At 55.7% G+C, this 13,568-nt stretch carries 12 protein-coding genes; 9 read left to right on the top strand and 3 right to left on the bottom strand.

All coding sequences use genetic code 11. The features are described 5' to 3' along the window. From WC859_09200 to WC859_09160, 9 genes are all read left to right on the top strand, one after another. Window positions 1-1,070, top strand: a 1,070-nt coding sequence (locus tag WC859_09200) for a peptidoglycan bridge formation glycyltransferase FemA/FemB family protein (GenBank protein MFA5976321.1), incomplete at its 5' end; no start/stop codon positions are given. Further along, complete coding sequence (locus WC859_09195) at window positions 1,030-3,084, top strand: hypothetical protein (GenBank protein ID MFA5976320.1); 2,055 nt, start codon at window positions 1,030-1,032, stop codon at window positions 3,082-3,084. The genes WC859_09200 and WC859_09195, both read left to right, overlap by 41 nt. Before the next feature lie 79 nt (window positions 3,085-3,163). Then, window positions 3,164-4,189 carry a transposase gene (locus tag WC859_09190; GenBank protein ID MFA5976319.1) on the top strand — a complete coding sequence of 342 codons (1,026 nt, stop codon included), beginning with the start codon at window positions 3,164-3,166 and terminating at the stop codon, window positions 4,187-4,189. Then, window positions 4,171-6,384, top strand: coding sequence for a PqqD family peptide modification chaperone (locus WC859_09185; protein ID MFA5976318.1), 2,214 nt, complete (start codon window positions 4,171-4,173; stop codon window positions 6,382-6,384). The genes WC859_09190 and WC859_09185 overlap by 19 nt, the downstream gene beginning before the upstream one ends. Window positions 6,385-6,507: 123 nt before the next feature. Then, window positions 6,508-7,773: a radical SAM protein gene (locus WC859_09180; protein MFA5976317.1), complete on the top strand. Its 1,266-nt coding sequence runs from the start codon at window positions 6,508-6,510 to the stop codon at window positions 7,771-7,773. Continuing rightward, window positions 7,770-8,654 (top strand): hypothetical protein, encoded by an 885-nt coding sequence (locus WC859_09175; protein ID MFA5976316.1) that lies wholly within the window; start codon window positions 7,770-7,772, stop codon window positions 8,652-8,654. Before WC859_09180 ends, WC859_09175 begins: the two co-directional genes overlap by 4 nt. After that, entirely contained in the window at window positions 8,641-9,690 is a 1,050-nt protein-coding gene (locus WC859_09170; GenBank protein MFA5976315.1) for a radical SAM protein, read from the top strand. The genes WC859_09175 and WC859_09170 overlap by 14 nt, the downstream gene beginning before the upstream one ends. Beyond that, on the top strand, window positions 9,691-9,894 hold the full coding sequence (locus WC859_09165) for a hypothetical protein (protein MFA5976314.1): 204 nt from the start codon (window positions 9,691-9,693) through the stop codon (window positions 9,892-9,894). Window positions 9,895-10,039: 145 nt separating this feature from the next. Further along, complete coding sequence (locus tag WC859_09160; protein ID MFA5976313.1) at window positions 10,040-10,900, top strand: GNAT family N-acetyltransferase; 861 nt, start codon at window positions 10,040-10,042, stop codon at window positions 10,898-10,900. On the opposite strand, the gene WC859_09155 is transcribed toward WC859_09160, so the two are convergent. The 3 genes from WC859_09155 to WC859_09145 form a co-directional block, all read right to left on the bottom strand. After that, on the bottom strand, window positions 10,793-11,608 hold the full coding sequence (locus WC859_09155) for an ABC transporter permease (protein MFA5976312.1): 816 nt from the start codon (window positions 11,606-11,608) through the stop codon (window positions 10,793-10,795). The genes WC859_09160 and WC859_09155 overlap by 108 nt on opposite strands. Further along, the gene (locus tag WC859_09150) at window positions 11,592-12,335 is read right to left on the bottom strand and encodes an ABC transporter ATP-binding protein (GenBank protein ID MFA5976311.1); all 744 of its coding nucleotides are present in this window, start codon (window positions 12,333-12,335) and stop codon (window positions 11,592-11,594) included. Before WC859_09150 ends, WC859_09155 begins: the two co-directional genes overlap by 17 nt. Window positions 12,336-12,414: 79 nt before the next feature. Continuing rightward, window positions 12,415-13,557 (bottom strand): nucleotidyltransferase family protein, encoded by a 1,143-nt coding sequence (locus tag WC859_09145; protein MFA5976310.1) that lies wholly within the window; start codon window positions 13,555-13,557, stop codon window positions 12,415-12,417. Between the last annotated feature and the right edge of the window lie 11 nt (window positions 13,558-13,568).

Below are 13,568 nucleotides of genomic sequence, written 5' to 3'. Positions count from 1 at the left end.
TCCAGACGTACGAGTGGGGGCTGTTCCAGAAAGCGTATACGGGCCGGGAGGTGTTTTACTTGATCGGGAGCGTCGGTGACGAGTGGCGGGTGGTGGCTCAGGTGTTTGTCAGGCGCTGGCCCTGGATTCCGCTGGCCAATTATGAGGTGTCCTGCGGCCCGATTTTCTTGACCGTGGAAGACTATGCGGAAGCGCTTCGCTATCTCGACCAATGGGCGGCTCCCAAAGCCGTTCGTTTTGATGTGGGTCCCCGCTGGCCGCTGGAGCATTTCGAACGCTTATCGCAGATCAACCGGAGTCTCGGATTTGAGCCGACCAGTGACCCGCATACGGCGATTTACTCGGAGGAAACCGCTCTGGTGGATCTCCGGCCGCCGGCGGTCGACATTTTGAAAAGCTTCCGCTATACCACGCGCTATGAGATCCGGCGGGCCCAGAGCAACGGTGTGGTCGTGCGGTTCGCTAACGACGCCAGGGGCATGGAAGCCTTCTTCCCTCTTTTTCTGGATCAAAAGATTCATCAGGAAAAATACCACCCGGAAAAACGTTTTTTTGACACGTTGTTTGAATGCTTCCTGCATAACCCAAGGAATGGTGTTATTGCGCTTTCACTCAAAGGGGACAAACTTTTAGCCGCGGCGATTTATTACCGCCTTGGCAAAAAGTGCATTTACCGGTATGGCGCCTCGGATCTGGCTTCAAAAAAGGAAGGAGATACTTCGCATCTCATGCACTGGCAGGCCATGCAGTATTTCAAGAACCGGGGATGCGAGTGGTACGACTTCTGCGGGGCATCCCCGTCGCTTCCCCGGGACTACCCGACCTGGGGAGTCAACCTGTTCAAAATCGGATTCTCCAAGCACTTTGAGAGAAGCACCCCCGACTTTTCGAAATCCTATCGATCCCTGATGGGATCGGCGCTTCGCTGGCGCGGCGCGCTCAGCGCCGCCGGCCATTGGTTTGCGAGGTGGCGCCTGTCGCGCGCGTCACGCAAGCCGCGCCAGGGGACGGCCACGCCAGGGGACGTAGTTGCATCTTTTCATAGTGAGCAAAACCTTCCACTCTATTGAGCGTAAGTTCTTTCAAAAGGTCCCGGCTGTTTTCTGGGTGATGGGGCTTTTTGTTCTCTGGCGCCTCGCGCACCTGATGTTTTCTCATCCCATGGTTCTCTTTGTTTATTGCGGGGAAGAGCTTTCCCGCGGGACGATCGCACGCGAAATCGTCCAGGGGCTTCGTTTCTCCTGGATGGATTACCGGGCAGATGACTACTCCGGCGGTTCATTGGTTTTGGGGACGGTGGCCTCGCTCTTTTTCCGGGTCCTGGGGCCGACGGTGCTGGCGCTGAAGATGGCCCCGCTGACGTTTTTTACTCTGGCGCTGGGAGTCTGGTATCGCGTGATCGAACGGTTTGTGAATCCGAAGACAGCCCTCTATTTTTCCCTGCTCTACATTTTCTCGCCTCCCGCGTTTACCAGTTATTCGCTGGTCGCGATGGGATTTCATTCCGAAACGGTTCTTTTCACGGCCTTGAGTGTCTTTTGCCTGAGCCAAATCCTTTTCGAAGAAAGAAAGACAGCGCTGTGGATCGTGTTGTTCGGGTTTATTTCGGGATTTGGACTCTGGTTCGCCTATGTTTACGGCATCACCCTGGCGGCCCTGGTGATATTCGGATTCTGGTATCGGCCGCGCGTCCTGACGCTGAGAGCTTTCATCCTGTTCGGGTTGGGTTTCCTGATTGGATTTTCTCCCTGGATATACAACAACCTGTTCAAAGGCTTCAACGGGTTATTTATCGGCGAATCAGGGTCTCTCTGGTCCTTTTTCAGCGGACACTATTTTCTTGATGGGTTCACGCACCTTCGCCAGAGCGGTATTTACCGGTTGGCTAAATCGTTTGCCAGCGAAGAGTGGCCTTCCCGACAGCGTCTTTGGGTGGATGCTCTCTATAGCGTTTTGTTTGGGGGGATGACCGCCTTATCGGTCTGGCGGGTGAAAAAAGCTGTTCCTCCCCTCATCCGGTTGAGTGTCCTGACTCTATTTATTTTTGTTGTCGTGCTGCAGTCGGCGAGTCCGGAGTTGGATATTATGCGGTACCGGATCCCCGCGCTGCCGTTTATCTTCCTGGCGGCGGCCTGGGCGATGAGTTGTTTGAACGCAAAGTGGGTCGTGGGTTTGTTGATCAGCGGCGGCATCCTGTCCAGCATTTCATTTTTCTCGACAGCCAGCATCGGGCGCTGCCTGACGGCCAAGGGATACACGTACCAGTATCTGCCGGCGGTTTTTGCTTCCTCCAGCGAAGCCTGCCGGCGCTACTACGAGCGCCTGATCGGACGTCTGGGGCCGGAAGACGCCGCCGAGTTAACCGCCGCGGTCACGCAGTTCGTTGCGTGGAACAATCCTCAGCCCCATGGCGAGGCGATTTTGATCGAAGAGGCGGAGAAGGCGCCGGACATGTGGAAAAACTATCTCTGCTTCTCTCTGGCTGAGCCGGTCTTGCGGCGGGACGCCTGGGTTCCAAAAAGGGCTTTGGAGACAGGCCGGGTCTTTGATCGAATTTCACCTCGCTGCTCGGAGCAGGCATTCCTGGGGTTGTCATTTGGGGAAGGGAAGGAATTTCCTCTGCGGTCCGAACACTTGATCAAATTGCGGCGGGCCATTCCTTCTCTGCCGGATGATCCCAGGGCCCATTCATTTTTGAGGACAGCCGGCCGATTGTCGGCCCGCTATTGGTACAGCATGGATCCGAGCTTCGCCCGCATGGCCCCCTGGTTGGACGAGCGGGTCAGTCATCTGGCGGCTTCGCAGCGGGACCCCTTTCTCGAAGGAGTCGGAGGGTTTTTGTACGACTTGTGGAGAACCGACATGCGTTGCTCTGCCCGGTTCCCCCGGCAGTTGGAGCGGTTCCCGGCTTCCCTGCAGGCCGGTCTTTTTCGCGGGACAGGGATCGAATGCGGCATGAACCGGGTGTTTGACTTCGTGATTTTTGAACAATGGCAGGCGGAACTATTTATCCGGGATTTAAACCCTGTTCATCGCGGTCAATTCGAAGAAGGCCAGCAATACGTCCTGAACCTGATGCGCTAAACCAACGTCAGGGGACGTAGTTGCAACTTTTCATAGCACCCCCTCGAATATATCGCCAAAAACTTTATCTAAGTAAGTGATGCCACGTTTACCTCGTATCGACTTCCCTGGACTCTTTCATCACGTAATCGCGAGGGGAATTGAAAAACGCTCTATTTTTAGATCAAATCGAGATTACTCCGAATTCGCCGACCGGTTAGGTCGCATCCTCCAAGAAACGAAAACCCTCTGTTACGCCTGGGCGCTCATGCCTAATCACCTGCACCTGTTGCTCCAGACGGCTTCCACGCGCATTTCTCGGGTCATGCAAAAGCTTTTGACTGGGTATGCCGTCTCATTTAACCTGCGCTATCAGCGCGCCGGTCATTTGTTTCAAAACCGATACAAGGACATCATCTGTCAGGAGGATCCCTATTTTCTGGAGCTGATACGTTATATCGCTCTTAACCCAGTGCGCGCGGGAATTGTCCGATCGCCTTCTGAACTGGCTGTCTATCCTTGGACAAGCCACTCGGCTCTGATGGGTACCTTAGACAGGCCCTGGCAGGTTGCCGGGAAAGTTCTTGAACGTTTTGGCCCGACTTTGCGCCAGGCGCGGGCAAACTACGAATTATTTGTAATGGAGGCTTGGAGTCAGAAACGACAGGACCAGTTAGAAGGAGGCGGACTTATTCGTAGTTGGGGAGGGGGAGGTCCTGCTCTGCAGGCCATCAGAAGCGGTGAAGCCTACGCGTACGACCTACGTTTGCTGGGGGACAGTGCTTTTGTGGAAGAAACCCTGCGCAAGGCGAAAGACGGTTGTGATGAAACGCCCATTCCAAAATCAATCAATTTTGAAAAGGTATTGGATCTTATTGCCGATCTGACCGGAGAAGACCCCCATTACTTTTCCGAAACGGGTCAGCGGCGCGCGCTGTCAGATGCGAAGGCCATGGCGGTATATGCCGGAGTAGTCTGGTTTAAGCAATCTGTCACCGGGATGGGGAAGCAACTCGTTCTATCAACGAGCACCGCCAGCAGGGCATTTGAACGAGGTCAGCGCCTGGCCCATCGGTTTGAGCTTAAGGAAAGACTCAATATGCAAAGTTGCAACTACGTCCCCTGACGTCCTACGATAACGGCATGGCCATCCCCGCTTTCCCGACCCGCTCATCGCAGGTTTTCGGCGATCAAGTCTTGGCCCGTTCTCTCCAGGGTCGCGCTCCTTTGGTCGGCCAGTGGGAACTCACCTGCCGGTGCAATCTGACGTGTGCCATGTGCTATACGGATTGTTTCAATACGCCGGAGCGGATCCGTCAGGAGCTTCCTACCGCTGACATCCTTCGCATTCTCCATGAGATCCAGGCCGCGGGTTGCCTGGAAGTCACGTTCACCGGCGGGGAGCCGCTGTGCCGGCCTGATTTCATGGAGATTTATGAAACCGCTCACCGTTTTGGATTTCTCATTACGGTTTTCTCCAATGGAACGCTCATCACGCGCGAGATCGCCGATCAATGGGCCAGGATGCCTCCCGTGCGGGTGGAAATCAGCCTTCATGCGATCTCTGATGCTGTTTGTGCAAAGTTGCAACTACGTCCCCTGAATGTGGAGGCGGTTCGGCTTTTGATGGAACGGCAGATCCCGGTGACGTTGAAAACAGTGGGGACGACGCTGAACCGGGACGAGATTTTGGCGATCAAACGTTATGTGGACGACTTCGGTCCCGGCGTGTCTTTTCAGTTTGGAGAACACCTGCTCGATGATCTGACCGGCAGTGGAGCCCCTCTGCGATTCCAGTTGTCCGACAAAGACCTGGCGGCCATCGAGCGTCAGGACCCTCAGCTCTGGGCGGAGCGGGAGCGTGACGGCCACGCCACATACCCCGATGACTTCCCCTGTCAGGGGGGACGCTACAAATTCCACATCGATGCGTACGGGCAGCTTCAGCTGTGTTCCAACAACCGGCGGGCCAGCTACGACTTGAGACGAGGCTCCTTTCTGGAAGGGTTTTACAAAGCGCTGCCGAGCTTTCCCTGCCCCCGAAAGAAATCCCTGGCGGCGGCTGATCCGATTCCTTCGAAGTCGATCCATCTGATGGAAGATCATGAGACGGCCTACACCCTCTGGAAAGACGCTGGAGTCCAGGGCCGAACCCTGATTCATCTGGACGGTCATCTGGATTTTTTCTGGATCGATGACCATCCTCCGCATAAAGCGATGGACAGTGGTAATTTCCTTTATCCAGCCATCCGGGAAGGCTTCATCCGCGAGCTTTATTGGGTCATCCCTGATGGTTTTTGGGAAACCCCTGACCAACGGCAGAAACTCATTCAATGGATTAACGAAATGATTCATGCGAGACCGGATTCGGCAGGCCCTTTACGGGTTTCCGAGACAGGGATTCATCTCCTATTGATGGGATGCCCGTTGACGGTGTGCCGGCTGGAGTCGCTGCCCCGCTTTATAAAACCGGTTCTCCTGGACATCGATGTGGATTATCTCCTGACTCGCCACATCGACGGGACTGGATTGTTTCCGTATTTTGACAGCGACTACGCCGGTCCCTGGCTGCAGCCGAGTCACTTTCTCCGGCGTCTCCGGGCCGTTGAGCTGCCGACGGACTTTGTGACCCTTTCGTACTCGGTCAATAAAGGATACACGCCGCTGCGGTACAAATATTTCGGCGATCTCATTCAGCGCGCGCTGCTGGATCCCGCTGCTCTCGTCGAGGATCAACCGCCTGCCGGCTCGGCGGCGCGCGTTTATGAGCAAGTCTGCGAAGCCCTCGGGCGGAACGATGTCCCGTCGGCCCGGGAAGCCTGGGAGCGGATGATTTCCCTGGACCCCTCTTATCGAACGTTGTATGCTACGCCCGCTTACAAGGAAGAATTTCTCAAACAGTGGGAACCGGCCCTGCGGGAATACGAGCGCTTGATGGAGTTGGACCCGGAGTGGCCGGCCGCCCGACAGAACTGGAACAGCATCATACAGAACCTGAAAAAAAGCGGAGGAACGATCATGGCGGCTTCAACAGAACAGCTGGATTTTCGGTTTCAAAAGTGCCCGACGATGGTGGCCCGCCGGGTGGCGGGGGAGATGGTTCTGGTTCCCGCGAACCGGCAGCCGAATCAGGAGCCATCTCTTTATACGTTGAATGAGGTCGGCGCTTTCCTGTGGGAACAGATTGACGGCCGGCGTACGGGCCGGGAACTGACAGCGTTGCTGGGAAAAGCATTTACAGTGGATTCCGCTGTTGCCGAACAGGACGTCGCGACGTATTTGTCGGAACTTCGGGCGATCGGTGCTGTCCAAACCATTTAACCCTCACCCCCGTCCCCTCTCCCTCAACAGGGAGAGGGAGAATGTCCTTCCCCCTGTTGAGAGGGAAGGTGGCCGCAGGCCGGATGAGGGTTCCGTAGATGTGTTCGTTAGAGGGTTTAGGAAATGAGCAAGTTTCAAGAAGAAATGTACAGTGTGTTCAGCGCCCGGGTCTTTTCCCGGAGCGTCGAAAATCGGAGTCCTCTCAAGGCACAGTTGGAACTGACTTACCGATGTAATCTCCATTGCGTCCATTGTTTTACAGACCCCTTTAACACCCCGACGGCGTTGTCGCGGGAATTGCCGCTGCCGGGAATGATCCGGATTCTTGACGACCTGGCCTCCGCCGGCGTGCTCTGGCTTACCCTCACCGGAGGAGAAGCGGTACTTCATCCGCGATTCAAGGATATATATCGTGCGGCCAAGGAGAGAGGATTCCTGATCGCGTTATTCACCAACGGGACAACGATCACGGACGAGATCGCGGATTTTCTCGCCAAGGACCCTCCCTTTCAGTTGGAGGTGAGTTTGCATGGCGTTCGTGCCGAGACCTTTGAGCGGGTGACCCAGGTGCCGGGTTCCTACGCGTGTTTTCAGGCAGGGATCCGCCGGTTACTGGACCGGCGTTTGTCGGTGGCGATCAAAACCAAGGCCATGACCGTTAATCGTCAGGAATTGGGCGAGATCAGAGCGTACGTGGAAGGATTGGGGGTGGATTTCAGTCTCTATCCCACGATTTACCCGCGTTTGAACGGGGACCTTTCCTCCACGCAGTACCGGTTATCTGGAGCCGAGGTGGCTGAACTGGAGGTGGCAGAGGAGTGTAAACCCTCACCCGCGCCTGTCCGACCTAGCGGTCGTCCTGCTTGCCCTCTCCCTCAACAGGGAGAGGGGGGATCCCCCGCAGATTTCATACTCCCTCCCCCTGTTGAGGGGGAGGGTTGGGGTGAGGGTCCCCCCCCGGATGACCGGCTCTTTCGCTGCGGATGCGGGACCAATCAATTGACGGTCAGTCCGTACGGTGTGTTTCGCCCCTGCACGTTCACCACCTGGCCGTCGTATGATCTGAAAACGATCCCTGTTTCCGAGGCGTTCCAGCGCTCAGCCGAGGAAATCAATCAGGCCCGCTACACCGGGGAGTCGGCGTGCCGGAGTTGTTCCTCCCATCTGTTCTGCGACAAAAATCCCGTGATGGCGATCCATGAGGCAGGGTCCATGGAAGCGCCGGTCCCTTATTTCTGTGAAGTAGCGAAAGCTCGGCAAACTGCCAGCATCTTGACCTTCACCCCCAGCCCCTCTCCCTCAGCAGGGAGAGGGGATACATCCGCGAAAAATCTTACGCTCCCTCCCCCTGTTGAGGGGGAGGGTAGGGGTGAGGGGGCATCGTCATGAAGCTCACTATCAAAATCGGCCCTGCCGTCATTCGATTTATCGCGGATACCCCGCCGCATGATTGGCCGCATGAATTTTGCGGTGTCTTTGAAGACAGAAATTCTCTCCCGCCGACCGTGACCATCCAGGTCCGGACCGATGCGCCCAAGCCGCATGGGAAGCCCCGCTTCCTTTATGAGCTTCCCAATCAATGGCGCGTCTACCAGGAGAGGGGCAGAGTGCGATTGGAAATTCTGGAACAAATGCATTTTCTGCCCAGGCAGGTGTGTTTCATCACCCCGAAGTGGGATCAAATCGATCTCCATCTGATTCCGCTCACGTACCGGTCACCCGGGCTTCGCCAGAAGGGGTGGTACCTGGGAGATGTGGCCGAGCCTTTGATCCAATGGTGGCTGACCGGCTGGCTGGCGCTTCGGAGGAAAGGGATGATTTTGCATGGGGCAGCGGTTTCTCTGTCGGGCAAGGGGCTGGCATTCATCGGTCACTCCGGCGCCGGCAAGACCACGATTTCCAGGCTCTTCCGGACACATTCTTCCGCTCAGGTGCTGAATGACGAGCGTATTCTTCTCTGGCGGGAGGGAAAACACTGGCACGTAGCGGGAACGCCCTGGCACGGCGAGCTTCGGCAGGTTTCCAAGGGGGCAGCGCTTCTCAAGCGTTTTTCAGTTCTGGTCCAGGCGACGGACAATCAGTTTCTCCCGCGGCCGCCTCAGCCCGTATTGAAATCGATTTTCACGGAAGCGTATTTGCCTCTTTGGAATCAGGAAGCCATGGCACGGCTCGTGGAGGCAGCGACCCGCCTGGTCAAGGATGTTCCCAGCGGCGAACTGCGCTTTACTCAAGACAACCGTATCGTCCGTTATCTTTATGAAAGAGTTTGATCAATTCATCGATCAGCTGAGTGAGGACGCCAAGGCCCGTCCGCAGTGGATTCAGGCCACGGTGGAGCTGACGTACGGCTGCAACCTGCGCTGCGTGCACTGTTATAACACAACCCACGAAGCGAAACAGGAACTGACCACGGAACAGGTTTACCGACTGTTAGATGAGATGGCGGCTCAGGGATGCCTGTGGATCGGTTTCACCGGAGGAGAGGTGTTCACCCGGCGGGATGCCTGTGAGATTATGCGGTATGCCCGCTCACTTGGGATGGTGATTACGATCACTACGAACGCCACTCTGATCACGCCGGCGCTGGCGGATCAGATGGCGGAGTTGGATCCTTATCTGGTGGAAATTTCCGTTTATGGCGCCACGGCTGACAGTTATGAATCTGTGACGCGCATCCCCGGTTCCTACGCTCATTTTGTCGAGGGGGTTGATTGGCTGAAAGAAAGGCATATCCCCATCCTGCTGAAACTCGTTTTGATGACGCTGAATGAACACGAACTGGAGCCCATGAAAGACTTCGCCCGGTCCCGTCAACTGCCCTATCGGATCGGCACGGACATCTATCCCAGAGTGGACGGTTCAAAAGAACCCTTGATGTACCGGTTGTCGCCTGCCAGGGTTTTCGAGATATGGCGTGAAAATAGCGGAAAGCCAATGCAAGAGGCCGGCGGATCCTTGGAGGGGAAATGCGGTTCCGCCGGGAAACTGTTCGATTGTCTTTGTGGCAAGAGCAACGCCGCTTTGACGCCTCATGGCCGGATGAATCTTTGTGTCTGCATCCATCATCCGTCGTATGATGTGACGGCGGGGTCGGTTGAAAAAGGCTGGCAAACGTTGGTGAAGTTTGTCGCGGCGCAGAAGCCGGGCCCTGCCTACGCGTGCTCATCCTGTCCGATCGCGTTTCATTGCGATCGGGGAAGCATGGATGGTTGGTTGGACCAAAAAGCATTTGATGCCCCTTGCATGCCCTATTTTCGGGAAGTCGCGGAGAAAAAAGCGATGTTTATCGCACAGAGGGAGAGCTAAATGACGACTGTAACTGAAAAAAAGCCGTATCAGTCCCCGCAAATCACCCAAGTTGTGCTCCGCCGGGAGCAGGCCATTCTCAGCACATGCACACGAAGCGGCACCAGCTTGTCTGTCAGAGGAACAAAGGGATGTCGGACCTCCAACGGTTGCCGGCGGGCAAGCGTGACAACCGCCCGGGATTCCGGCGCCACCACGTCCTGACGGAGATGTCGCGAAAGACCGCCAGGGGACGTAGTTGCAACTTTGCATCAAAGGTATCTTGTGTCATATGAATACCTTATGCAAAGTTGCAACTACGTCCCCTAGTGCTCCCGGCTCGTTTTTCTGCCGGGCCGAGGGTGGCAGTATGCAGCCCTTCCTTCGCCCGGGCGATGAGCTTTTTGTCCGGGCCTTCTCATCATCAACCACCCTCAAAATTGGAGACATCCTGCTTTATCGCCAGACGGAACACGATAACCCGGTGGCTCACCGGTTGAGGTGCATCAGGCGATTGTCGGCTGGGCCAAATTATTTCGGAGTAGCAGGAGATGAGCTTCCGCTAGCGATCGAATGGATCCGCGAAGATCAATTGATCGGTCGCTTGGAAATGGTCAAACGGGGAAGCCGAATTTTCCTTGAAAAAGATCTTCGGAGACGGTATTTCCTTTTTCTGTTCATTCGATACGGGCCTTCCTGGATGAAGCGACAAGTGAAAATGGCGGGAATCCGGGTTTTGTCCTGGGTCCAGTCTTTCCATTTATACCGTGTGTTGTTCAGGGTTTATTTGGCTTCGCGGGTCCGGATTAATCGGATGGAAGAAGAGGGCGCCTTTGTTTTTCAGGCCTTTATCGGTTCTTGGAAAGCCGGTTATGTTTTTCTCGTCGTCAAGCCGAATCAAAAGGAAAACATCAAAGACCTGCTTGTCCGCGCTTGGGTCCGCGGCGGCGGAATCGCGACTTTGTTGTTAGGGGAGCTGATACGGACGGCACGCCAACAAGGGGTCAGAGAACTTTGTTTAACGGTGGAATCGGATAATCAAGCTGCCCTCCGACTTTACCGGTCCCTGGGTTTCCAGCAGGCTGGGGAACCTTCAGCGCCGATGGCCTTTCTTTGTAAAACCCTACTCGAAGCTGAGAATTCCCCTGCGTCGGGCGGTCTTGAAAGCGCTCTGAAAACAGATCACGCCGATCGGAACCAGAACGATCGAACACCCTGCCAGCACCAGTAGTTCCATCCGGATGGTTTGAAGCGAAGCTCCAAGAATCATGGATTTTCGGATCGCGTCGAGCGCATAGGTGAGCGGCACCCAGCGGGACAGCGCGAGAAGAGGCGCGGGAAGAACCGCCACCGGGAAATAAACGCCTCCCAGGAAGCGCGAGGCTCCTTCCAAAATCAGGTCCAAAGGGCTGTCTTCCCGGATGAGTAAATGAATACCGGCGGAGATCAGCCCTAAACCAAAAAAGGTGCTGACTGTCAAAGCGATGGCCACCAGCGTGCTGGTCCAATAAACGTGCGAGAGATCCACTCGAAAAAAGTAAACTCCTGCCAGGAGATACAGGACGGCCTTGGCTGTGACCATGCCGAGATCCCACAGGGTTTTGTTGATCACGAGCGTGATCAGGGGAGTGGGGGTCAGTAAAATGGCTTCCAATGTCCCATGCCCCCGTTCAAATTCAATCGTCTGCCGCACGCTGCCCAGAGCGGTGGACATGAAGCCGCTGAACACGATGCCCAAAAGGACGAAGCGAAAGTAATCGCCTCCGTATACAGCCAGGGATGGGTGAACACCGCTGCTCCGGACCAATTTGCCGATGAAATAAAACGAGAGCAGCAAGATCAGCGTGCGGACCACCTCAAACAAAAAAGTAAAGCGATACGTCTGGGCGAGCTGCCAGTCCCGGAGGGAAAAAGCCCAGAGTTTACGAAGCGGGGGCATTGAGGTAACTCTCCAGGCCGTCTTTCCATTTTCCGGAGTAACAAAGCCGGCCCTGATTCAAAATCCCTACCGTGTCCGCCACCCGTCGGGCTTCCTCAAAATTATGCGTTGTGAAGAGAATCGTTTTTCCGTGTTCCCGCACGAGTTTTTGAAGAAGTCCGTGAAGCGCGTTTCTGGCGGCCGCATCGAGGCTGCGGGTGGGTTCATCGGCCAGCAGGAGGGCCGCGTCGTTCAGAAAGGATCGCGCGATCGCCAGGCGCTGCCGGATCCCGGATGAGAGTTCTTCGTAGGGGCGGTCAAGGTAGTCTTTCAGGCTGAACACGTCACCCAGTTCAGCGATCTTTTGTTCGGATTGCCGGGGGGAAAGATCATAGAGCGCAGCAAAAAACATCAAGTTCTGCCGGGCGGTCAGGCGCCAGTAGAAACTTCGCTCGTCTCCCATGGCGAAACTGATTCGCGTTTTGACGCGTTCCTCCTGCCCCGGCAGGACGTGACCCAGCACGCGAAGCGTCCCGGCATCCGGCATCAGAAGCGTGCTGATGATTTTGAGGAGGGTCGTTTTGCCGGAACCATTCGGGCCCAGCAGGGCGAAAACCGTTCCTGTTTCCACCCGGAGGTTCACGTGATTGAGCGCGCGGACGGGGGGCCTCGGCTGCCAGGGTTTTAATAAAGAGAGCCGCGGGAAAAACGATTTCGAAACACCCCGTACGTCGATGGAACAAGTCACACGTTTGAGTATATAAAACGTCAGGGGACGTAGTTGCAACTTTGCACAACGAGACAGGAAATGGCCTATATTTCTTGTTTTACCCGGTCTTGGGGAAAAAAGGATTTTTTCCGGCACCTTTTGCAAAGTTGCAACTACGTCCCCTGACGTTCCATAAAATGGCGCATGCCTTGCCGATAAGCGTCGCGTCATGGATGAGGTGGCGCCAGAGAGACGGTTTTTCGCTGCGGAGCTCGAACCAATAGGGGGGAGGCCAGAGCAGTTCTTTGGCAAAACTCAGGCGATCGGCCCAGGAAGGCAGGAGAATCGGAATACAGAAATACCGGGCCGGGGTAAAAAGCGGATTTTGAATCAGCCGTTTTTCCAGCCAGTGTTCTTCTTGCCTTAAGCGAGTCCCTAAGATTTTTAAAATATCGAGGGGAACCGGGAATCGCAGAAGTTCCTCTCCCATGCGGAGGGTCAAGTACAGCAAAATGTCAGCCTGGAATAGTTGAGCCCTCTTCACCAGCGCATCCCATCCGACTTTTTCAGCCAGAAGCAGGATCTCCTTTAAAAGGAGTAGCCTCCCGAACCCATGCGAAATCGTGAAGTCGATCACCAGGGCGATGACCTGGTCAGCCGGAGAAAGAACGCGCGCCGGCGTGTCTGTGATCGTGGCGAGGCGCGAATCCGCCCAGAGCGTCTGGATGTCGAGCTGCAGGCACCGCATGCGGGACGGCAGATCCGACGTGTTTGTGGGATAGATATGCCAGTCTACGATCGATGGGTCCGGCAGTCTCTGTTGTTTCAGCAGGGCTTGAGCCGCCTTCGTGTCGTGTACGAGAAGGTCCAGGTCCGTGATGGGACGGGCGCAGGGGTTCCCATGAAGTGATTCGGCGTGTGACCACCCTTTAATAACGATAAATTCCAACCCGGCCGCGTTCAGGGTTTCCAGCGTTTTCCGGATCGCGCTCCTGTGCTGCAGGTGCTCTTCCAGGAGAACCAGAGTGGAATGCCGCAGCGCTTCCAGGAGCTTGGGTGGAACTTCCCGGGCCAGGCCGGTTTCGGTCAGGGCCTCGTAGAGAAATCCGATCACCCCGTGGTACTCCGCCAACTGAAGGAATAGATCCCAGCAAAAACCTGGTGCGCGGAGGTCTGAAAGACATTCCTCCTGGCTTGGCCGCAAAGCCAGGAGTTTGCATAGGAGTTGAAGCTCGAACGCCGGTTTGTGAGGGGATTTCATAGCCAAAGACA

It is taken from the genome of Elusimicrobiota bacterium, assembly GCA_041660185.1.
Lineage (GTDB): Bacteria > Elusimicrobiota > Elusimicrobia > 2-01-FULL-59-12 > 2-01-FULL-59-12 > JBAZWU01.
Note: the sequence above shows the minus strand (reverse complement) of the source record. Positions and strands in the feature narration are given on the sequence as shown.